The organism is Vibrio sp. McD22-P3 (assembly GCF_021568915.1).
Lineage (GTDB): Bacteria > Pseudomonadota > Gammaproteobacteria > Enterobacterales > Vibrionaceae > Vibrio > Vibrio mediterranei.
The window spans coordinates 1-22,370 of sequence record NZ_JAKGTN010000024.1 but is presented as its reverse complement, the minus strand read 5'-3'; the positions used below and the strand labels follow the sequence as shown (position 1 = coordinate 22,370).

Sequence of the window (22,370 nt, the reverse complement as noted above, 5' to 3'; positions counted from 1 at the left end):
ATTGCCAGCTTTACGAAGAGTTATCTATGAAATTTACTATCGAACGTCATCACTTATTAAAGCCGTTACAACAAGTCTCTGGTGCACTGGGTGGACGACCAACATTACCTATTTTGGGCAATTTGCTGTTGAAGGTTGAAGAAGGGGTGCTTTCTCTTACTGCAACCGACTTAGAAGTTGAGCTAGTAAGTAAAGTGACGCTAGAGAGTGAGTTTGAAGCGGGTAGTGTGACGGTACCTTCACGCAAGTTCCTAGATATTTGTCGTGGACTGCCGGATGACTCTACTATCACTATCGTGTTAGAAGGCGATCGTGTACAAGTACGTTCTGGACGCAGTCGTTTCTCGCTATCGACTTTACCAGCCAGTGATTTCCCAAATATTGAAGATTGGCAACAAGAAGTGGCGGTGACCGTTACTCAAGCTGAACTTAAATCACTGATAGAAAAAACACAATTTTCAATGGCGAACCAAGACGTTCGTTATTATCTCAACGGTATGCTGTTTGAGTTAGACCAAAACACGCTTCGTTCTGTTGCCACTGATGGCCACCGTATGGCTGTTGCTTTGGTGTCACTTGAAGGCAGCTTTGATAACAAACAAATTATCGTACCGCGTAAAGGTGTGCAGGAACTGTCTAAGTTATTAGATGCTCCTGAGCAACCTGTGACGCTGCAAATTGGCAGCTCTAATATCCGTGCGGAAGTGAATAACTTTGTCTTTACTTCTAAGCTCGTTGATGGTCGTTTCCCGGATTATCGCCGTGTTTTGCCGCAAAATACCGATAAAACATTGGAAGCCAATTGCGACGAACTACGACAAGCATTCTCACGCGCCGCCATTCTTTCCAATGAGAAGTTCCGTGGTGTGCGAGTTAATCTCGACCAAAATGAAATGCGCATTACCGCGAATAACCCTGAACAGGAAGAAGCGGAAGAAATGTTAGACGTCGAATTCCAAGGCGATGCATTAGAAATTGGTTTCAATGTGTCATACGTTTTGGATGTACTGAACACGCTTCGTTGCGATCAGGTTCGTATTTCTATGTCGAATGCCAATGCGAGTGCGTTGATTGAAAATAGCGAAGATGACAGTGCCATGTATGTGGTGATGCCGATTCGTCTCTAAGCTAGGCATGATGTTATGCCGCTTACGCGCTTAATCGTACAGCAATTTCGTAATATTAAAGCCTGTGATATAGAACTATCTACAGGCTTTAACTTTATTATTGGCCCCAATGGCAGTGGCAAAACCAGCGTATTGGAAGCCATATATTTGCTCGGTCATGGACGCTCTTTTAAGAGTTCTTTGACAGGACGAGTCATTCAAAATGACTGCCAAGAGCTGTTCGTTCATGGCCGTTTTTTGAACTCGGATCAATTTGAGATACCCGTTGGCATTAATAAGCAGCGTGATGGCTCAACTGAGGTTAAAATAGGCGGTCAATCTGGGCAAAAATTGGCTCAGCTTGCCAAGGTATTACCGCTGCAACTAATTCACCCTGAAGGATTTGAATTACTGACGGATGGACCTAAGTTTCGTCGCGCTTTTATCGATTGGGGTGTGTTTCACTCTGAACCAGGCTTTCATGAAGCTTGGGGACGATTTAAGCGTTTAAGTAAGCAGCGTAATGCTCTGCTTAAGACTGCAACCAGTTATCGAGAACTGAGCTATTGGGATCGTGATTTGGCCCAACTGGCGGAACAAATTGATGATTGGCGTCGGTGTTATGTCGAACAGATGCAACCTCTTGCTGAGGAAATGTGTCAGTCGTTTTTGCCCGAGTTTGAAATCAAACTTGGCTACTACCGTGGTTGGGAAAAAGATACGCCCTATGCTGAGCTATTAGAGCGTAACTTTGAACGAGACCAGAGCTTAGGGTACACCTTTAGTGGACCTAATAAAGCCGACTTAAGAATTAAAGTGAACAACACACCAGTTGAGGATGTGTTGTCTCGAGGTCAGCTAAAACTGATGATGTGTGCATTGCGTTTAGCGCAGGGACAGCATCTCGCCGAGTTGACCGGTAAGCAGTGCATTTATTTAATAGATGACTTTGCTTCCGAATTAGATAGCCTTCGTCGTAAACGCTTAGCGGATTACCTAAAACAGACGAACGCTCAAGTTTTTGTAAGTTCTATTACCCAAAGCCAAGTCGCCGATATGATTGACGAAAATGGCAAGATGTTTCATGTGGAACATGGCACAATAGAACCAGGTAAATAGTGAGAGAAACTCATGTCAGAAAATTACGATTCATCGAGTATTAAGGTACTAAAGGGTCTGGATGCGGTACGTAAGCGTCCGGGAATGTACATTGGTGACACGGACGATGGAACCGGTCTGCACCACATGGTTTTTGAGGTGGTTGATAACTCAATTGATGAAGCGTTGGCTGGTCACTGTAACGACATTATTGTGACAATCCATGAGGACAACTCTGTTTCTGTTAGCGATGATGGTCGTGGTATCCCGACTGAAATGCACCCAGAAGAGCAGGTTTCTGCTGCAGAAGTTATCATGACGGTACTTCACGCGGGTGGTAAGTTTGATGACAACTCGTACAAAGTATCGGGTGGTCTGCACGGTGTAGGTGTTTCGGTAGTAAACGCATTGTCGAAAAAAGTGACGCTAACCATTCATCGTGGCGGTCAAATTCATACGCAAACCTATCACCATGGTGAGCCAGAAGCGCCACTTACAGTCATTGGTGATACGGATAAAACGGGTACGGAAATCCGTTTCTGGCCAAGTGAAGAAACCTTCACTAACATTGAATTCCATTACGATATCTTAGCAAAACGTCTTCGTGAGCTATCGTTCTTAAACTCTGGTGTGTCTATCAAGCTGATTGATAAGCGTGAAGAAGACAAAATGGATCACTTCATGTTTGAAGGCGGTATCCAAGCGTTTGTTGAGCACCTAAACACCAATAAAACACCAATCATCCAAAAAATCTTCCACTTCGATAACGAACGTGATGATGGCATTACTGTCGAAGTGGCGATGCAGTGGAACGATGGTTACCAAGAAAACATCTATTGCTTTACCAACAACATCCCTCAACGTGATGGTGGTACTCACCTTGCTGGTTTCCGTGCGGCGTTAACGCGTACGTTAAACACGTTTATGGATAAAGAAGGCTTTTCTAAGAAAGCGAAAACCGCAACATCAGGTGATGATGCGCGTGAAGGTCTAACTGCTATCGTTTCGGTGAAAGTGCCAGATCCTAAGTTCTCAAGCCAAACCAAAGACAAGTTGGTTTCATCTGAAGTGAAATCAGCGGTTGAGTCTGCGATGGGTGAGAAACTGTCAGAGTTCCTTGTTGAGAACCCAGGTGAAGCGAAGATTGTTTGTACCAAGATCATCGATGCTGCTCGTGCTCGTGACGCAGCACGTAAAGCTCGTGAGATGACGCGTCGTAAAGGTGCACTAGATTTAGCCGGTCTACCAGGCAAACTGGCTGACTGCCAAGAGAAAGACCCAGCGCTTTCTGAACTATACATAGTGGAGGGTGACTCTGCGGGCGGTAGTGCCAAGCAGGGTCGTAACCGTAAGAACCAAGCGATTCTTCCACTTAAAGGTAAAATCCTTAACGTAGAAAAAGCGCGCTTCGATAAGATGCTTTCTTCACAAGAAGTGGCAACGCTTATCACGGCACTTGGCTGTGGTATTGGTCGTGATGAATATAACCCAGACAAACTGCGTTATCACAACATCATTATCATGACCGATGCGGACGTGGATGGTTCTCACATTCGTACGCTGCTATTAACGTTCTTCTACCGTCAAATGCCAGAGCTTATTGAGCGTGGCTACGTATATATTGCTCAGCCACCACTTTACAAAGTGAAGAAAGGCAAGCAAGAGCAGTATATTAAAGATGAAGATGCCATGAACCAGTATCAAGTATCTCTGGCTCTAGATAACGCGGCACTGCATGTTAATTCTGAAGCACCTGCACTGGCTGGTGAAGCACTTGAGAAGCTAGTTCAGCAATACAACGCTGCAGTTAAAACGGTTGATCGCATGAGTCGTCGTTATCCACATGCTATGGTTGGCGAGTTCATGTATGTACCACGTCTAACGGCTGAGCAATGTCATGACGCTGCGGCGGTGGAAGCATGGTCTAAACAGCTTGTTGAGCAGCTAAACAACAAAGAAGTGGGCGCAAGCCAATACAGCTTTGAAGTAGAACAGCACGCTGAACTGGGTGTAAACCTACCTAAAGTTGTGGTTCGTACCCATGGCGTGACTCATGAGCACGTTATCAGTGTTGATCTACTCAACTCGAAAGAGTATCGCCAATTGGCAGATACGTCAGAAGCGTTAGACGGTCTGATTGAAGAGGGTGCTTACATCAAACGTGGTGAGCGTACTCAAGAAGTTACAAACTTCGTTGATGCTCTTGAGTGGTTAATCAAAGAGTCACGTCGTGGTTTAAGCCTACAACGCTATAAAGGTCTTGGTGAGATGAACCCTGATCAGCTGTGGGAAACAACCATGGATCCAGAGACTCGTCGTATGATGCAGGTGACGATTGAAGACGCGGTTGGCGCTGATCAACTGTTTACCACGTTGATGGGTGACCAAGTAGAACCTCGTCGTAACTTCATCGAAGAAAACGCACTGAAAGTGGCCAACCTAGACGTATAGACGGGTTGTTCTGCTAAATAAAAACGCTGCCTTAGGGTGGCGTTTTTTATTACTCGCGTATTCTTATTGTTGATAGTGAGTGTCCGTTTATAGAAAAAAGAGTAGGGCTCTCTTGAATATGGAGTACATCATCCCTATATAAGGTAATGAAGAGGATGCCAACTTATGGGCCTCGGAAATCGCTGATCCCTTATTGCTCAAAAGAGGATAACGGTGGCAGCACACTATTTAGATTGATTCCAACTTATGTCCCGTTTATCGACAAACATCAGGGAATAAGCCATGAATCCCCTTAGTTCTTATGAATAAAGAGCTAAGACTATTGCTTAACTGAGGATAGTATTATGAGAACTGTAGATTTCACTCCTTTATACCGCAACGCAATCGGCTTCGATCGTCTATTTAATATGATGGAAGCGAACACCGCGAAAAATTCTTCAGGTGGTTACCCTCCTTACAACATCGAACAACAAGACGAGAACCACTTCCGTATTACTATGGCTGTGGCTGGCTTTGCTGAAGAGCAGCTCGATCTTACTCAAAAAGAGAACCTGTTGATTGTTAAGGGTGAACGTAAAGCTGAAGAAGGTAAAAACTATGTTTACCAAGGTATCGCAGAACGCGACTTTGAGCGTAAGTTCCAGCTAGCAGACTATGTGAAAGTGGTCGGTGCAAGCATGGAGAATGGCTTGCTTCATGTTGACCTAGAACGTGAAATACCAGAAGCGATGAAACCGCGTAAAATTGAGATCGGTGGTAATAAACTGATCGAAGGCTAATATTTGCCTTGAAACAATACTCGGAAATAAAGAGTGAAAGAGCGCCATAAGGCGCTCTTTTTAGTGTTAGGCTTCTGCGTAGGCTTTTGCTACTTCTTCCGCAATGATAGCGATGCCTTGCTGCATCTTGTCATCGTCTTGCACGTAGTTCATGCGTAAACACTGATGAGCATGATCCCATTCGTCTTCTTGACCAATAAAGAAGTATTCACCAGGAACAATTAATACACCACGGTCTTTCAGTCGTTGGTACAGCTCCATGGTAGTAATCGGTAATTCATCAAACCAAAGCCATAAGAAAATTGCACCCTCTGGTTTGTGAATTCTAAAACGTGGGTCGGTTATGGCTGATTGCAGTAGTTCTACCGCACGCAATGATTTCTGTTGATAGAAAGGCTTAATGACATTCGAGCTTAAATCCAGCAGATCACCTTTTTCAATCATATGATTGGCAAGCGCAGGGCCAAAGCTCCCAGGAGCAAGACTAATGATGCCATTCATATTGGTCATCGCTTGCGTGACTTCTTCACTCGCAATGACAATGCCGCAGCGTAAGCCAGGTAACCCTAGTTTGGATAAACTCATACATAGGATGGTGTTTTCATTCCAAAATGGCTCTACATCTTCAAAAATGATGTTTGGGAATGGCAGACCATAAGCATTATCAATAATCAGTGGGATATTGTTAGCACGAGCCAGTTTATCGAGCTTGTGGATCTCTTCGTCAGTTAGCACGTTACCCGTCGGGTTGGTTGGACGCGACGCACAGATAGCGGCAACAGAGTCATCGATTTTCAGGTGTTCAAAATCCACATGATATTTGAATAAACCACCGTCGAGTAATTCAATTTCTGGGTGATAAGAGACGAAGATATCTTCGTCAATGCCCGCGTCGCCATAGCCAATGTACTCGGGAGCAATAGGCAATAGAATCTTCTTGTGCGAGCCATCGGATTGCTTACCTGCAAGCAAATTGAACAAATAGAAAAAGCCGCTTTGACTACCATTGGTTAGGCTGATGTTCTTTTCTGTGATTGCCCAGCCATAGGTTTCACGCAGCAGCTTAGCAAGCGCTTTAACAAAGGCATCTTTACCTTGTGGGCCATCGTAGTTAGCCATAGCTGCGACGAGATCGCCGTTGGCAAGCATATCTGCACTGGCTTGGTGAAAGTACTCGAGCATTGCTGGAATAGCGGCTGGATTGCCACCTCCGAGCATAATGGCACCTGGAGTGCGGAGGCCATCATTGAGATCATCCATTAATTGGGTAATACCTGAGTAACGATTAAATTTTTCACCAAACTTAGAAAATTGCATTGCTGTACCTAGTTCATTGTGTTCACTTGTTATATTTTTTCGGTTTTTTATCCTGCTGATGGCAAGATTAATGTTTGAACATACATTAATGAAACTGTGAGGCAAAGCACTATTTGTGGTGGGAATAAAAAAAAGCCCAGTTAGGTAACTGGGCTTTTGCTGTTTTTCTAGAAAATTACTTTTGAATCAGTGATATATCAGCAATTTGCAAGAATAGGTTACGTAGGTTGTTCAGCAGTGTTAGGCGGTTTTTCTTCAGCGCCTCATCGTCTGCCATTACCATTACGTTGTCGAAGAAAGCATCAACCGGTTCACGAAGATCTGCTAGCTTGCTTAGCGCTTCTTGGTAGTTACCTGTAGCGAAAGCAGGCTCCAGTGCCTCTGTCATGACTTCTACGTTTTCTGCCAGTACTTTTTCTGCATCTTCTTGTAGAAGTGCAAGGTCGATATCGGCTGCGAGTTCACCATCAAACTTCGCTAGGATATTGCCCACACGCTTGTTTGCTGCTGCAAGTGATTCTGCCGCTTCCAGTTCGCGGAAGTGAGACACTGCTTTCACACGATGGTCAAAGTCTGCAGGTTTAGTCGGACGACGTGCTAACACCGCCTGGATGATGTCTACGCTGAAGCCTTCGTCTTTGTACCATGCATTGAAACGACCAAGCATAAACTCAAGTACGTCTTCTTCAACATTTGCATTGGTTAGCTTGTCGCCAAACAGTGACTTCGCTTTTGCGATAAGGTCTGTAAGGTCTAAGCTGTAGCCGTTTTCTACGATGATACGCAACACACCTAGCGATGCACGACGAAGTGCAAATGGGTCAGAGCCCTTAGGTGCTTGACCAATACCGAAGATACCAACAATAGTATCTAGCTTATCTGCCATCGCGACAGCGGATGAGATACCAGTGCTTGGTAGGTCATCGCCTGCAAAACGAGGCATGTATTGTTCGTATAGTGCTAGCGCTACTTGCTCATCTTCACCGTCGTGCGTGGCATAATGCATCCCCATCACACCTTGAGTATCAGTAAATTCAAATACCATAGATGTCATTAGGTCACATTTAGCCAATAGGCCTGCACGCTTAGACTTTTCAACATCAGCATCGATTTGCTCAGCGATGTAGCCAGCAAGCTCAGTGATGCGATCCGTTTTGTCTTTGATAGTACCAAGCTGCTTCTGGAAGATAGCTTGCTCTAGTTCAGGTAGACGGTCGATAAGCGGGCGCTTGCGATCTGTATTAAAGAAGAACTCGGCATCGGCTAGGCGAGGACGCACAACCTTCTCGTTACCTTCGATAACGTAGCGAGGCTCTTTCGATTCGATATTAGAAACGAAGATGAAGTTTGGTAGTAGCTTCTTGTTCTCGTCATAAACTGGGAAGTATTTTTGGTCACCCTTCATGGTGTAAACCAACGCTTCAGAAGGTACTTTTAGGAATTCTTCTTCAAACTTCGCAGTGAGTACTACTGGCCATTCAACCAGGGACGTCACTTCTTCTACTAAGTCATCTTCGAGATCAGCTACACCGCCAACCGCTGCCGCTGCTTTTTGAGAGTCCGCTAGGATGATGGCTTTACGTGCGTCATAATCAGCCATCACTTTACCGCGTTCTTCGAGGATCGCTGGGTATTGCTCTGCTGATTCGATAGTGAACTCTTGCTCACCCATAAAGCGGTGACCACGGATAGTTCGATCAGACGCTACGCCTAGGATTTCGCCTTCTATAAGGTCAGAACCCATTAGCATCGTCAGCGTTTTAACTGGGCGGATAAATTGAGTGGTTTTATCACCCCAACGCATTGGCTTAGCGATAGGTAGATTAGCGAGTGCTTTGGCTGCAAGTTCAACGATGATCTCAGACGTTGCCTGACCTTTCACCTCTTGTTTGAATAGCAGCCATTCACCTTTGTCAGTCACTAGACGTTCTGCTTGGTCAACAGTAATACCGTTACCACGAGCCCAGCCTTGTGCTGCTTTAGTTGCATTGCCATCAGCATCAAATGCTACCGATACTGCTGGGCCGCGCTTTTCAACCACTTTGTCAGCTTGACCTTCAGCCAGCGCTGAAACCTTAAGTGCTAAGCGACGAGGTGCGGCATACCACTTCACACCTTCGTGTGCTAGGTCTGCATCTTTAAGTTCAGACTCAAAGTTTGCTGCAAATGCTTCAGCAAGAGTGCGAAGTTGTGTTGGTGGTAGCTCTTCAGTACCTAGTTCAATTAGAAATTCTTTTGCCATGTTTACTGTCTCCTCGCCTTATTTCTTACACATTGGGAAGCCAAGTGCTTCACGTGATGCGTAGTATGCTTCTGCTACTGACTTAGTCAGGTTGCGGATGCGAAGAATGTAACGTTGGCGCTCTGTTACAGAGATAGCTTTGCGAGCATCAAGCAAGTTGAACGCGTGAGCGGCTTTTAGAATGCGCTCGTAAGCTGGAAGAGGAAGAGGTTTCTCTAGTTCCAGTAGCTCTTTAGTTTCTTTCTCACATTGATCGAAATATGAGAATAGGAAGTCTACGTCAGCGTGCTCGAAGTTGTATGTAGATTGCTCAACTTCGTTTTGGTGGAAGATATCACCATAAGTCACTTTGCTTCCGTCTGGTGCAATGTTCCAAACTAGGTCGTAAACAGAGTCTACTTCTTGGATATACATAGCAAGGCGCTCGATACCATAAGTGATCTCGCCGGTTACTGGCTTACACTCAAGACCACCCACTTGCTGGAAGTAAGTAAACTGAGTGACTTCCATACCGTTTAGCCATACTTCCCAACCAAGACCCCAAGCACCGAGTGTCGGGTTTTCCCAGTTGTCTTCTACGAAGCGAATGTCATGCACTAGTGGGTCGATACCAAGTACTTCTAGTGAGCCTAGATATAACTCCTGAATGTTGTCTGGAGATGGCTTTAGCGCTACCTGAAATTGATAGTAGTGCTGTAGTCGGTTCGGGTTTTCACCATAGCGGCCGTCAGTCGGACGACGAGATGGTTGGACATAAGCTGTCGACATTGGCTCAGGGCCAAGTGCGCGCAAACATGTCATTGGGTGAGAGGTGCCCGCACCTACTTCCATATCTAGAGGTTGTACAATGGTACAGCCATTTTGTGCCCAATAATCCTGCAGCGCGAGGATCATTCCCTGGAAGGTTTTGATATCGTATTTTTGCATAGTCAATTCGCGCGATTCTTTATCTGAAAAAGGTAAAAATAACGATCAAGTATACCCAGTAATTCCTTGGGGGAGTAGGGGTAAAAGTGGTTAATTAATCGTCATTATGCGAAAAAAGGTCAGTTTTTTGCATTTCTCGCTCAACTGCGGCTTAAGGGACAGTGTTATTGTTGAATTTGATGGTTAGTGTGATTACAATACCGCCATCTTTGGGGAGTAGCTTATTCGGACTCTAGCAAGAGTCAGAATTCGTTCGTCAACATAATTGGTGCAAAATCACCATGGCGTTCGAGACTTGTGCCAACAAGTTTAGCAAGACCTTAGATAAACATCGTGAACCGGGGTGGGGTGCGAGGTTTATCTATAGGTTAAAAACTATAATCCCTGCCCCTTAGAGCATGTCGTGAGCGTTTTAGCTATTTCAATTACTACTGTCGCCTTAGCTGAGATTGGGGATAAAACCCAACTTCTCTCATTGCTGTTAGCCAGTCGTTACCGTAAACCTATTCCCATTATTGCAGCCATTTTTCTGGCAACGATAGCCAACCATGCACTTGCTGCTTGGTTAGGAGTTGTCGTCGCCGATTACCTTTCGCCTCAAGTTCTGAAGTGGGTTGTTGTCGTAAGTTTTGTAGCCATGGCCGGATGGGTACTGATTCCCGATAAACTGGATGAAGAGGAAAGTATCTCCAACAAAGGACCATTTGTGGCCAGTTTCATTGCGTTTTTTATCGCAGAGATTGGTGACAAAACTCAAATTGCGACATCAATATTAGGGGCGCAGTATGCCGATGCCTTAATGCTGGTGGTTCTAGGAACCACTATTGGTATGTTGTTGGCGAATGTTCCGGTAGTACTGATAGGAAAGTTGTCAGCGGATAAATTGCCATTAGATTGGATTCGCCGGGTTACCGCCATTCTGTTTGTATTATTAGCAATTGGTGCGGCTATTTTTTAATAACAATATCAACTAGCTAACTGTGATTTATCCAAGATCAAACTCTGGCACGAATCTAGTGAATTTCGTGATGAGTGACATATTAGTGTCACAATTGTCATGCTACTTTAATCATGTGGATCCTAGCGAGAGGGCAATACTATGCTTACACGTTACACAGGAATGACCGCGAAAAGTCAGAGTTCTTTATTTACGTTCGGTTTTGTTTTAACGGTTCTTGGAATGGTGCTCACCGACATGTGGACACCTATGGTTGTCGGTGCCATTGTGATGGCTGGACTCTCTGTAGAGTCGTGGATTAGGGTGCAACACCTCATTCCCATGCACAATGAAATACGTGCGATGCAAAAGCAGATTAAGCAGTTGCAATCGGAAGTCCGAACGCTTGAATATGATGAATAGTAAAAAGGCTGCATGATGCAGCCTTTTTTGATTCTTTACGCGAGACCTTTTTTGATTCTTTACGCGAGACCTTTCTTGATTAAGTAAAGGTAAGGTATAGATTCTGTTTGCGAGCCAAGTAATTGGTGATCCATAAAACGACAAAAGCTTGGGATGTCTCTCGTAGTAGAAGGATCGTCAGCTTTCACTAACAACACTTCTCCTTGTTCCATTTTACGAATTGTCTTCCTGACCATCATCACTGGCTCTGGACAGCGCAAGCCTTCTGCTTCTAATGTTTGCGTTGCTAGGTCTGTATTGATTGTCATGGTGTGCTCTGATCTATAAAAAACAGCTCAAATTCTACTTATGAAGAAAAAATATGCAATAACTCTTGGCAAATGGATTTTTTTGTTTTAACTTTGTTTAACAAGTTGGTAACAAAGAAGCAAGGGAGTAGCTATGTTAACCGCTTTAGATAGATTGACGATTTATTCAGTGCTTTGCTTTATTGCGTTCTGTGCCCTGGTATTAAAGACTTCAGCAGAGCCGAGCTTTGTTCCTTTAATTGGATTAAGCGCCTCAATCCTAGGGATTTGGATTGAGATGAGACGCTGGCAAGATGTTTCAGAAGAACAAGAAAGTTAACATTTTATAAACATCTGGCTAATTTAGATTTCTAACACTATACGACATTCCGACACTATCCCCATTTTCTTGGGCTTCCCCGCTGTCAAAGGCGGGATTTTTTTTATCTGGCGCTAGGTAAAGATATTCGGGCTCGGTGTACACTATAAAAGAACCCGTTAGGAAGTGTTTATGGAACTCGAAGAAATCTATCGTCGTGACTTGAATCTGTTGGTTGCGTTAAAAGTGTTGGTCGAAGAAGGCAGTGTTAGTCAAGCAGCAGTGCGCTTGAACCTTAGCCAGTCAGCGACCAGTCGTGTTTTAGGTCGGCTCAGAGATTTACTGGGCGATCCTCTGTTTACCCGTCAAGGGCAACGGATCATTCCTACCAGTAAAGCATTGGAGATCTGCAAACAAATTGATGCGCCGTTAGAATCATTCCGCCAATTGTTAACACCGAGTGAGTTCAATCCATATTACTGCAATGAGCGTTTTCTTATCGCTACTACTGACTACGCTATGCAGACCATACTTCCTTATGCCTTGCCTATGGTGTATCAGCAGGCGCCTAACATTTCGCTAGAGTTTGCCCCACTGCAACACGAGAGCCTTTTTAAGCAGCTGAGTACCGATAAGGTAGATATGGCTATCTGTCGACCATCAGGTTCTGTCTCACCTTTGCATCAAGATATATTAGGGCCTGTAGGGGTTTCATGTTTAGTGTCTAAACAGCATCCTCTTGCGGAAAAGCCACTATTACTCGAAGACTATATTAATGCGCCACACGCCATGATTGCGATAAGCGATGGCGTAAAATCATTACTTGATGCTGCATTGGTTAATCAGAATCCAAGAAGAATGGTGTTACGGGCTTATCACCTTGAAGCGGCATTGGCGATTGTTGATTCCATGCCTCTTATTATTACCGTTCCTGCCGATTTAGCGTATTTGGTTGCAGAGCGATATGACTTAGTAATTAAGCCATTGCCATTTACGTTCACACCATTTGATTATTCGTTGATTTGGCACTCACGCTGCGATACTTCTGAGTCCCAGCAATGGTTGCGCAAAGTGTTGAAACAAGAATGTGGAAAATTGATTACTAAAAGAATTGAAGATGTAGGGTTAGGCTAGCAGTCGGTTGAATTGATACCTTCATTTCCTTGTATTCACTAATCTTTATCCTAGTTTGACTTAAAAACAACAAAGGAATGAGCAATGAATATTAAAAGGATTATCGTCGGGCTAGCTGCTATAAGCCTTACTCATACTGCTCTCGCCAATAACATCATGGAGGCGTGTATCGACTGTCATGGTTCTGATGGTGTTGGTAGAGAAAACACCATCCCTAACCTTCGAGGGCAGCCTAAAGCCTACTTAGAGGCTCAAGTCCTTGCGTTTAAATCTGGTCATCGAACTAGCAGCTTTATGGAGCCTATCGTTCACGACGTTGCAGATGATCAGCTGGTACTCGCTGCTGATTTCTATGCCTCCATTCCCGTTGATACTCCTGAAACCTTGCAATGGCGAGGTGATAAGTGGCCTGCTGATATGCCATTGGGTGAACGAATCGCATACAGTGGTAAATGGAATAGCAATGTACCAGCTTGTGTCAGTTGCCACGGACCTAATGGGGTGGGGGTTGCACCAAGTTTTCCTATGCTTATAGGGCAAAATAAAGACTACTTAATCAATCAACTCAACGCTTGGAAAAATGATCAACGCCCTCCGGGTTTGTTGGGGACGATGGTAACTATTTCTAAAGCACTCAGTGAAGAAGAAATCGAAGCTGTTGCGGAATACTTCTCATCGCAAGGAGGTTCTTTATGAAAACTCATTATCTAATCGCTTTGCTTGCTGGTTTTACTTTCGTTGCCTTTGCTGATCAATATAAAGAGCTTCACCCCATAGAGCCTGGTAGGACGTTGAACGAAGGTGAAACCCTTCATCAAGTATCTCATTGGGATAACTTACCAAAGGGTGAATTGGGGGAGTCGATAAAGCGTGGATATTCATTGTTTATGAATACCCAGCAATTGAAACCGACGGGAAGAGTGAATAATGGTATGAACTGCACCAATTGCCATCTTGGAGGGGGGAGTGTAGCCAATGCGGCACCTATGTGGGCTGCGTTTGTGTCTTACCCTGCCTATCGTTCTAAAAATAAACGAGTAAATACGTTTGAAGATCGATTGCAAGGTTGTTTTCTTTATTCTATGAACGCAAAAGATGGTCAACCCCCAGAGGTATTAAGTCAGGAAATATTGGACCTTAATGCTTACTCTTATTGGTTGTCGTTTGGGGTCTCTGTTGATAACAAGTTGCCTGGAAGAGGATTTGGAAAACTAGAGAAACCTGTGAAGGCACCTAGTTACAAGCGTGGTGAAAAAGCTTATCAAAAAGAATGTTCTGTATGCCATGGTGAAAACGGACAAGGACGACAGGTGGGTGGACGTTATGTCTTTCCTGCACTTTGGGGGCCGGATAGTTTTAACTGGGGAGCAGGAATGCATCGAGTAAATACTGCTGCTACGTTCATAAAACACAACATGCCTTTGGGGCAAGGTGGAACATTAACAGATCAGCAAGCTTGGGATATCGCGTTGTTTATGGACAGCCATGAACGACCACAGGATCCACGCTTTGATGGTGATATTAAGTCGACGAAAGAAGCTTTTCATAATCATAATGGAGAGTACGGTAATCCAAGCCCTGCTAATGATAAGCAAATACTCGGTACTAATGCGTATTAAATACAAAAGGCTCTCATCATGAGAGCCTTTTCAATTATATGTTAGCTAAGATTAGATCTTAATTGTCACACGGCCAGTGATAGCGCCATTAGTGATATCTTCTGCTGCTTGAATCGCTTCTTCCAACGCCACTGTTTTACTCGCTTGTGCGTAGTATGATTCTGGAAGTAAAGTTGCCAATTGTTCCCATGCTTTGATACGTTTCTCGCGAGGGCACATTACTGAGTCAATGCCCTGTAGGCGGACATTACGTAGAATGAATGGCATAACGGTTGTTGGCAAATCAAAACCACCTGCCAGACCACATGCTGCGACCACACCGTTATAGTTCATTTGAGCCAATACTTTCGCGAGAAGTTTGCTACCTACAGTGTCAACCGCTGCAGCCCAAACTTGACGCTCAAGTGGCTTAGCTGGCTCTTCAAGTTCACTACGTTCAACAATACGAGAAGCGCCAAGAGAAGTGAGTAATTCACCATTTTCTGAAGCACGGCCTGTGACTGCTGCGACTTTGTAGCCGAGTTGGTTTAGTAGCGTTACTGATACACTACCGACACCACCACTTGCGCCGGTTACCAGTACTTCACCATCTTCTGGTTTGATGCCAGCATCAACAATCGCTTGCACGCAAAGCATAGCCGTGAAGCCAGCAGTACCGATAGCCATGACCTTTTCTGCATCTAGGCCAGCAGGCATTGGCACCAACCAATCACCGTTTAGACTTGCTTTCTCTGCCATGCCACCCCAGTGATTCTCACCGACCCCCCAGCCAGTGAGAACCACTTCGTCGCCTTCCTTATAACGAGGGTCATCAGATTGAGACACTACGCCAGAAAGATCGATACCCGGTACCATTGGGAAATTGCGAATAATTTTGCCTTTACCTGTAATCGCCAACCCATCTTTGTAGTTCAAAGATGAATATTTTACATCTATTTTTACATTACCTTCTGGAAGCTGAGACTCATCTACTTGAGAAATAGTAGCGATTGTTTTTTTATCTTCTTGGTTAAGTAACAGTGCTTTGAACATGGTTATCTCCAATGAGTTGACGTGTTATCTGCTGCAAAGTGTAGGCGACAAATAGGTAAAAAAAAAATGAAACTTGAACATTTGATGTATGCATTTTATGCATAAATAAAAACAGCTCCGCAAGCGGAGCTGTTTTTACATTCAGATGGGGTTATGGACGTTCGAATATGGTTGCAATGCCTTGACCCAAACCAATACACATGGTCGCTAGACCGATCTTGGCATCTTTGCTTTCCATAATATTGATAAGGGTGGTGGAAATGCGAGAGCCTGAGCAGCCCAATGGGTGTCCAAGCGCGATAGCACCACCGTTAAGGTTTACTTTCTCGTCTACCACATCTAATAGACCCAGATCCTTCGCACAAGGCAGTGACTGAGCAGCAAATGCTTCGTTAAGTTCAACAATATCAATATCACCCATCGTCAAACCTGCACGCTTCAGTGCTTTTTGAGTCGCAGGTACTGGACCGTAACCCATAATGGAAGGATCGCAACCAGCAATGGCCATTGAGCGGATTTTTGCACGAATAGGTAAACCTAGCTCGTTAGCTTTATCTTCACTCATTATCAACATGGCAGAAGCACCATCTGATAGCGCAGATGACGTGCCGGCAGTGACAGTGCCATTGGCAGGGTCAAATACAGGACGTAGCTTAGATAGACCTTCCACGTTAGTTTCCGGACGAATAACTTCATCGTAATCTAAAGTGAAGAGAGAGCCGTCTTCTGCGTGACCTTCTGTTGGTAGAATTTCGTTTTTGAAGCGTCCTTCTAGGGTTGCGGCTTGTGCACGTTGGTGACTGCGGGCAGCAAACTCATCTTGTTGTTCGCGGCTAATTCCATGGAGTTTACCTAGCATCTCAGCTGTTAAACCCATCATGCCTGCTGCTTTGGCAACGTTCTTTGACAACTGTGGATGAAAGTCAACGCCATGAGTCATTGGGACATGACCCATGTGTTCTACACCACCGATAAGACAGATTTCCGCATCGTCAACCATGATAGAGCGTGCCGCGTCATGCAGAGCTTGCATTGATGAACCACACAAACGGTTAACGGTAACCGCACCAATTTCAATAGGTAAACCCGCGAGCAGTGCTGCATTACGTGCCACGTTAAAGCCTTGCTCTAATGTTTGCTGTACACAGCCCCAATAGATATCTTCAATTTCTTCAGGTTTGACTTGTGGGTTGCGAGCCAAAATTCCTTTCATAAGATGCGCTGATAGATCTTCAGCACGTTGATGTCTAAATGCACCACCTTTGGAACGACCCATCGGTGTGCGAAGACAATCAACAACGACAACATTTTTCATTTTGATATTCCTCTTCCAATGGGTAATTACAGTGAGCCAGTTTGCTGCAGTTCATAGAAGCGCTTACCAGAGCTTGCCATGTCTACTAGCGACTGAGGGACTTTGTACATTGCACCCAATGACTCGTATTGTTTTGCCATTGCTACGTAGTTATCGATACCAATGCTATCTAGGTAACGGAATACACCACCGCGGAATGGAGGGAAGCCCAATCCATATACTAGAGCCATGTCGGCTTCTTGTGGTGTTGCAATGATGCCCTCTTCAAGACACAGTGCTACTTCGTTGATCATTGGAATCATCATACGTTGAATGATGGTGTCGTCGTCGAACGCTTGGCTTGGTTTGCAAACCGGTTCTAGTAAGCTAGTGATGTCTTCACTTGGTGCTTTCTTCGGTCGACCACGCTTGTCTGTAGTGTACGCGTAGAAGCCAGAGCCATTCTTCTGACCGTAGCGAGTGTTACTAAAGAGAACATCGATTGCATCGCGCTCTTCTTTCGCCATACGCTCAGGGAAACCTTCCGCCATGACAGCTTGAGCGTGGTGAGCGGTATCGATACCAACAACATCGAGAAGATAAGCAGGCCCCATAGGCCAACCAAACTTGCGCTCCATGACTTTATCAATCTGAATGAAGTCAGCACCATCACTTAATAGCTGACTAAAGCCACCAAAGTAAGGGAAGAGTACGCGGTTAACAAAGAACCCTGGGCAATCATTAACGACGATTGGCGATTTACCCATTTTTGCTGCGTAAGCCACAACACGATTAATGGTTTCTTCTGACGTGTGCTCACCACGGATGATTTCAACCAGTGGCATACGGTGGACTGGATTAAAGAAGTGCATACCACAGAAGTTTTCTGGGCGCTTGAGTGACTTCGCAAGTACATTAATAGGAATCGTCGATGTATTCGATGCAATGACAGTATTCTCACCGACTAATCCTTCGACTTCGCTCAATACTGATGCCTTTATCTTTGGATTCTCAACGACCGCTTCGACAATCACATCGCTCTGTTCGATGCCTGCGTAATGAAGGCTTGGAGTGATAGATGCCAATACGCCAGCCATCTTAAAGCCATCAATACGACCACGTTGCAAGCGTTTGTTCAGCAGTTTGGATGCTTCAGTCATGCCAAGCTCTAAAGAAGCCTGAGCAATATCTTTCATGATTACGGGTACGCCTTTAAGCGCAGACTGATAAGCAATACCGCCACCCATGATGCCAGCACCTAGCACGGCAGCACGTTCGGTGTCTTTACCTGACTTCGCGGCTTTCTTAGCAAGACCTTTAATGTATTGGTCGTTAAGGAAGATACCAACTAGTGCGTTGGCTACATCAGAGCCAGCTAGTTGAATAAAGTAATTTGCTTCAATATCAAGAGCCTGATCTCGGCCAGAGCGAGCTGCTTCTTCAATGGCTTTTACTGCAGCCATTGGTGCTGGATAATGTGGGCCTGCTTTTTGAGCAACAAGACCTTTAGCCATAGTGAAGCTCATCATCGCTTCAAGCTTGCTCAGTGTCAGTGGAGACACTTTCGCTTGGCGGCGTGCTTTCCAATCGATTTTCTCATTGATGGCTAATTGAATCGTGTTAAGTGCAGATTCATACAGTGCATCGGTTTCGACGATTGCGTCGAGTAAACCAAGCTTTAACGCTTCACCTGAGCGACATGCTTTACCTTGTGTGATGATTTCCATCGCGCTATCGGCACCAATGAGGCGTGGTAGGCGCACAGTGCCGCCAAAGCCAGGCATAATGCCAAGTTTTGTCTCTGGAAGGCCGATGCTGGTGGTTTTGTCACCAATTCTAAAATCTGTTGCTAATACACACTCACAACCGCCACCAAGCGTGTGACCTTTTAGGGCTGAAAGTGTCGGAACGGGTAGATCTTCTAACTTGTTGAAGATGCTATTTGCAAAACCAAGCCACTCTTTGAGTTCTGCTTTTGGTTTGGCAAACAATCCCAAGAATTCCGTGATATCGGCGCCAACGATAAATGCGCTTTTATCTGTAGTGAGGATTAGACCCTTTAAATCATTCCATGCTGCAAGAGCATCAAGTGCTTTGTCTAGGGCTTCAAGAGTAGCCAGATCAAGTTTATTGACCGACTGGGGAGAGCTAAAACACAGTTCGGCGATGCCGTTGTGTACTTCCTTTACCTGTAGGGTTTCAGATTGGTAAATCATTGTCATTCTCCGTGACAGACAATCCGTGATTGTGCGAAAGCGGTAGTTATTGTTTTTGCTTCTGGTTAGACCAGTTGTCTAATATTGAACCGCATTGAATTTAATTTCAATACATTTTTTAAACAACTGTTTAACATTATGACCGTGGTCCAATCTTGGAGTCAATCCTATTCACCCGTGATAGAATACCCTTTTTAAGCTACAGATCTCATAAATCCTAATGAACTCAACTGCATACTTGATACCAGAGCACTCTGTGATTTTTGAAGAAGAAATCAAAAAGAGTGTCTTCATCACACAAATTGCCCATACACCAAGTATCGAAAGTGCCAAAGCGTTTATCGATGATGTGAAGAAAGAACACAGTAGTGCCAGACATAACTGTTGGGGCTTTGTAGCTGGTCGTCCAGAGAATTCGATGATGTGGGGCTTTAGTGATGATGGTGAACCATCTGGCACTGCAGGAAAGCCTATTTTGGCACAGTTAAGCGGTTCCGGGATTGGAGAATTGGCGGCCGTTGTTACCCGTTATTCTGGTGGAATCAAGCTAGGAACAGGCGGATTAGTGAAAGCTTATGGTGGAGGAGTTCAACAAGCACTTAAGCTAATTCAAACAATAGAAAAAAAAATCACCACACAATTACGACTAGAGTTAGACTATGCATTTGTAGCCACGGCTCAGTCTGAACTTAGTAAGTGTTCTGCAGTAGAAGTGGAATCTCACTATAGCGATAAGGTTATTCTTATTGTAGAAGTTGAGGTGAATAAGGTTGATGCACTCACGCAAAGCATAATTAATAAAAGTGGAGCCAAGGCAATGGTTTCTCCAGTAGAACACAACTAGGACGTAACGAAGCGTAGCTTCATTCAACATATATGCAATTTCGATCCATAATCCGCATTGTCGGGCTTCTTTTAGCACTGTTCAGTGTGTCAATGCTTGCGCCAGCCCTTGTCGCGCTCATCTATCGTGATGGTGCGGGTGTACCTTTTGTTACGACCTTTTTTGTCTTATTAGTTTGTGGTGGCTTTTTCTGGTTTCCCAACCGACGTCACAAACACGAGCTCAAAGCTCGTGATGGCTTCCTTATTGTGGTTTTGTTTTGGACAGTAATCGGCAGCGCCGGCGCCTTACCGTTCCTTATATCCGATTTCCCTAATGTGTCGATAACCGATGCATTCTTTGAATCATTCTCCGCCTTAACCACTACCGGTGCGACGGTTATTGTTGGTTTAGATGAGCTACCTAAAGCGATATTGTTTTACCGTCAATTACTACAGTGGTTTGGGGGTATGGGGATCATTGTACTCGCCGTCGCTATTTTACCGGTGCTAGGCATCGGTGGTATGCAGTTATATCGGGCTGAAATCCCTGGTCCGGTGAAAGACAGCAAAATGACGCCTCGAATTGCTGAGACAGCAAAGGCGCTTTGGTACATCTACTTAAGCTTGACTATCGCTTGTGCAGCGGCATTTTGGGTAGCAGGTATGACACCGTTTGATGCGATAGCCCATAGTTTCTCAACCATTGCGATTGGCGGTTTTTCCACTCATGATGCGAGCATGGGTTACTTTGATAGCCATGCTATTAATATGATTACCGTGGTATTCCTGCTTATATCGGCCTGTAACTACTCTTTACACTTTGCTGCATTTGCTTCAGGTGGAGTACATCCTAAGTATTATTGGAAGGATCCCGAGTTTAGAGCCTTCATTTTTATACAGGCGGTGTTATTCCTGATCTGCTTCCTTATTTTATTGAAGCATCACTCCTATAACTCGGTATACGATGCGTTTGATCAGGCACTGTTCCAGTCAGTATCTATTTCGACGACGGCGGGCTTTACCACTACTGGATTCTCGGAATGGCCATTGTTTTTACCCGTGTTGCTACTGTTCTCTTCTTTTATTGGTGGATGTGCAGGCTCAACGGGCGGTGGTATGAAGGTAATTCGTATTTTATTACTTACTCTGCAAGGCGCTCGTGAGATGAAACGCCTTGTACACCCAAGAGCGGTATATACCATCAAAGTGGGTGGGACAGCATTGTCTCAGCGTGTAGTAGACGCAGTATGGGGATTTTTCTCGGCTTACGCACTGGTGTTTGTGGTCTGTATGTTAGCGTTAATTGCTACTGGTATGGATGAGCTTAGTGCGTTCTCCGCAGTTGCGGCTACGTTGAACAACCTGGGCCCGGGTCTTGGAGAAGTAGCTGTCCACTTTGGTGAAGTCAATGATAGCGCTAAGTGGGTGCTCATCGTTTCGATGCTATTTGGCCGACTTGAAGTGTTTACCCTTCTTATTCTATTAACTCCTGCATTTTGGCGTAGTTAACCAGCCTGCTTATTAAGGTAAAGGAAACATCGTGGAAAAAGTTCTCTATCTCTATTCTTCTCGTGAAGGACAAACGACAAAAATTATTACGCGTATTGCTGAGCAATTAGGTGATGATGCCGCCACTATCGTCAATCTACACCAAGACATGAACATTAATCTTGATGAGTTCGATAAAGTGCTTATTGGGGCATCAATCCGATATGGTCATTTAAATAAAAAACTCTATCAGTTTTTAAATGCTAACAGTACAAAGTTAGCATCAATGAAAGCCGCATTCTTCTGCGTCAATCTGACCGCAAGAAAAGAAGAACAAGGAAAAGACACGCCGGAAGGCAGTGCTTATATAAAGACGTTCTTGAAAAAGTCACCTTGGCAACCGGAGTTAATAGGTGTGTTTGCCGGCGCATTGTATTACCCACGTTATAATCCTTTTGACCGCTTTATGATTAAACTGATTATGACGATGACCGGCGGAGAAACAGATACTTCAAAGGAAGTGGAATACACTAACTGGGATAAAGTCAGCTTGTTTGCGGATAAATTTGCTCAGCTATAATAAGAAAATGTCGATTTTTGCGTCGTTTTGAGCTGTTTTTAATCGAACGATAAAAAAATGCGAAAAACTTAAAAAAAAGGGTTGCCAAGAAGATTTCGATCTCTATAATGCCCCCTCGCTGACACGGGAACGCAGACGAAAGTTCGCACCCAGTCAGAAGGCCTCAAGCTTCTAAGAAGCTTGGTAAAATAAGTTGAAAAAAGTGGTTGACACGACAACTTATCTCGCTAAAATGGCCGTCCGTTTTGAGCAAAGCTCAAAACAAGCTCTTTAACAATATAAACCTATCAATCTGT

At 44.5% G+C, this 22,370-nt stretch carries 20 protein-coding genes and 1 riboswitch; of the genes, 13 read left to right on the top strand and 7 right to left on the bottom strand.

The features are described 5' to 3' along the window. Positions 1-26: 26 nt before the first annotated feature. From dnaN to L2W36_RS22615, 4 genes are all read left to right on the top strand, one after another. Complete coding sequence (gene dnaN, locus L2W36_RS22630) at positions 27-1,127, top strand: DNA polymerase III subunit beta (RefSeq protein WP_031493149.1); 1,101 nt, start codon at positions 27-29, stop codon at positions 1,125-1,127. A 15-nt stretch (positions 1,128-1,142) separates the two neighbouring features. Then, positions 1,143-2,225, top strand: a complete 1,083-nt coding sequence (gene recF / locus L2W36_RS22625; protein WP_006075095.1) for a DNA replication/repair protein RecF — start codon at positions 1,143-1,145, stop codon at positions 2,223-2,225. A gap of 12 nt (positions 2,226-2,237) precedes the next feature. After that, on the top strand, positions 2,238-4,655 hold the full coding sequence (gene gyrB / locus L2W36_RS22620) for a DNA topoisomerase (ATP-hydrolyzing) subunit B (protein WP_006075096.1): 2,418 nt from the start codon (positions 2,238-2,240) through the stop codon (positions 4,653-4,655). A 344-nt stretch (positions 4,656-4,999) separates the two neighbouring features. Next, a complete protein-coding gene (locus L2W36_RS22615) occupies positions 5,000-5,434 on the top strand; it encodes an Hsp20 family protein (protein ID WP_096994004.1) in 435 nt (144 codons plus the stop codon). A 66-nt stretch (positions 5,435-5,500) separates the two neighbouring features. Here L2W36_RS22615 and L2W36_RS22610 read toward each other — a convergent pair whose 3' ends face one another. The 3 genes from L2W36_RS22610 to glyQ form a co-directional block, all read right to left on the bottom strand. Further along, the gene (locus L2W36_RS22610; protein WP_088876471.1) at positions 5,501-6,751 is read right to left on the bottom strand and encodes a valine--pyruvate transaminase; all 1,251 of its coding nucleotides are present in this window, start codon (positions 6,749-6,751) and stop codon (positions 5,501-5,503) included. 175 nt (positions 6,752-6,926) lie between these two features. Further along, positions 6,927-8,993: a glycine--tRNA ligase subunit beta gene (gene glyS / locus L2W36_RS22605; RefSeq protein ID WP_236111658.1), complete on the bottom strand. Its 2,067-nt coding sequence runs from the start codon at positions 8,991-8,993 to the stop codon at positions 6,927-6,929. A gap of 18 nt (positions 8,994-9,011) precedes the next feature. Beyond that, positions 9,012-9,920: a glycine--tRNA ligase subunit alpha gene (gene glyQ / locus L2W36_RS22600; RefSeq protein ID WP_006075100.1), complete on the bottom strand. Its 909-nt coding sequence runs from the start codon at positions 9,918-9,920 to the stop codon at positions 9,012-9,014. Between the two features lie 199 nt (positions 9,921-10,119). Further along, positions 10,120-10,231, top strand: a riboswitch (yybP-ykoY riboswitch). 92 nt (positions 10,232-10,323) lie between these two features. Between glyQ and L2W36_RS22595 the strand changes: the two genes are divergently transcribed. Together L2W36_RS22595 and L2W36_RS22590 are read left to right on the top strand one after the other, a co-directional pair. Next, the gene (locus L2W36_RS22595; protein WP_006075101.1) at positions 10,324-10,878 is read left to right on the top strand and encodes a TMEM165/GDT1 family protein; all 555 of its coding nucleotides are present in this window, start codon (positions 10,324-10,326) and stop codon (positions 10,876-10,878) included. Positions 10,879-11,019: 141 nt separating this feature from the next. After that, positions 11,020-11,280 (top strand): hypothetical protein, encoded by a 261-nt coding sequence (locus L2W36_RS22590; RefSeq protein ID WP_006075102.1) that lies wholly within the window; start codon positions 11,020-11,022, stop codon positions 11,278-11,280. 59 nt (positions 11,281-11,339) lie between these two features. On the opposite strand, the gene tusA is transcribed toward L2W36_RS22590, so the two are convergent. Beyond that, on the bottom strand, positions 11,340-11,588 hold the full coding sequence (gene tusA, locus L2W36_RS22585) for a sulfurtransferase TusA (protein WP_006075103.1): 249 nt from the start codon (positions 11,586-11,588) through the stop codon (positions 11,340-11,342). Between the two features lie 133 nt (positions 11,589-11,721). On the opposite strand from tusA, the gene L2W36_RS22580 reads away from it, so the two are divergent. The 4 genes from L2W36_RS22580 (at position 11,722) to L2W36_RS22565 (ending at position 14,639) form a co-directional block, all read left to right on the top strand. Further along, a complete protein-coding gene (locus tag L2W36_RS22580; protein ID WP_006075104.1) occupies positions 11,722-11,907 on the top strand; it encodes a hypothetical protein in 186 nt (61 codons plus the stop codon). 171 nt (positions 11,908-12,078) lie between these two features. Further along, the gene (locus tag L2W36_RS22575) at positions 12,079-13,020 is read left to right on the top strand and encodes a LysR family transcriptional regulator (protein WP_006075105.1); all 942 of its coding nucleotides are present in this window, start codon (positions 12,079-12,081) and stop codon (positions 13,018-13,020) included. An 84-nt stretch (positions 13,021-13,104) separates the two neighbouring features. Next, complete coding sequence (locus tag L2W36_RS22570) at positions 13,105-13,716, top strand: c-type cytochrome (RefSeq protein ID WP_006075106.1); 612 nt, start codon at positions 13,105-13,107, stop codon at positions 13,714-13,716. Next, the gene (locus tag L2W36_RS22565) at positions 13,713-14,639 is read left to right on the top strand and encodes a c-type cytochrome (protein WP_006075107.1); all 927 of its coding nucleotides are present in this window, start codon (positions 13,713-13,715) and stop codon (positions 14,637-14,639) included. Before L2W36_RS22570 ends, L2W36_RS22565 begins: the two co-directional genes overlap by 4 nt. Positions 14,640-14,690: 51 nt before the next feature. Here L2W36_RS22565 and acuI read toward each other — a convergent pair whose 3' ends face one another. From acuI to fadB, 3 genes are all read right to left on the bottom strand, one after another. Continuing rightward, entirely contained in the window at positions 14,691-15,671 is a 981-nt protein-coding gene (gene acuI, locus L2W36_RS22560) for an acrylyl-CoA reductase (NADPH) (protein WP_038224188.1), read from the bottom strand. Positions 15,672-15,822: 151 nt separating this feature from the next. Further along, entirely contained in the window at positions 15,823-16,986 is a 1,164-nt protein-coding gene (gene fadA / locus L2W36_RS22555) for an acetyl-CoA C-acyltransferase FadA (RefSeq protein ID WP_236111657.1), read from the bottom strand. A gap of 26 nt (positions 16,987-17,012) precedes the next feature. Next, positions 17,013-19,181: a fatty acid oxidation complex subunit alpha FadB gene (gene fadB / locus L2W36_RS22550; RefSeq protein WP_006075110.1), complete on the bottom strand. Its 2,169-nt coding sequence runs from the start codon at positions 19,179-19,181 to the stop codon at positions 17,013-17,015. Positions 19,182-19,401: 220 nt separating this feature from the next. On the opposite strand from fadB, the gene L2W36_RS22545 reads away from it, so the two are divergent. From L2W36_RS22545 to hemG, 3 genes are read left to right on the top strand one after another with little or no spacing between them, the layout of a single operon-like run. Continuing rightward, positions 19,402-20,025: a YigZ family protein gene (locus L2W36_RS22545; RefSeq protein WP_006075111.1), complete on the top strand. Its 624-nt coding sequence runs from the start codon at positions 19,402-19,404 to the stop codon at positions 20,023-20,025. A 32-nt stretch (positions 20,026-20,057) separates the two neighbouring features. Continuing rightward, positions 20,058-21,515 (top strand): TrkH family potassium uptake protein, encoded by a 1,458-nt coding sequence (locus tag L2W36_RS22540; RefSeq protein WP_062463395.1) that lies wholly within the window; start codon positions 20,058-20,060, stop codon positions 21,513-21,515. Positions 21,516-21,546: 31 nt separating this feature from the next. Next, on the top strand, positions 21,547-22,074 hold the full coding sequence (hemG, locus tag L2W36_RS22535; protein ID WP_038224193.1) for a menaquinone-dependent protoporphyrinogen IX dehydrogenase: 528 nt from the start codon (positions 21,547-21,549) through the stop codon (positions 22,072-22,074). The last annotated feature ends 296 nt before the right edge of the window (positions 22,075-22,370 follow it).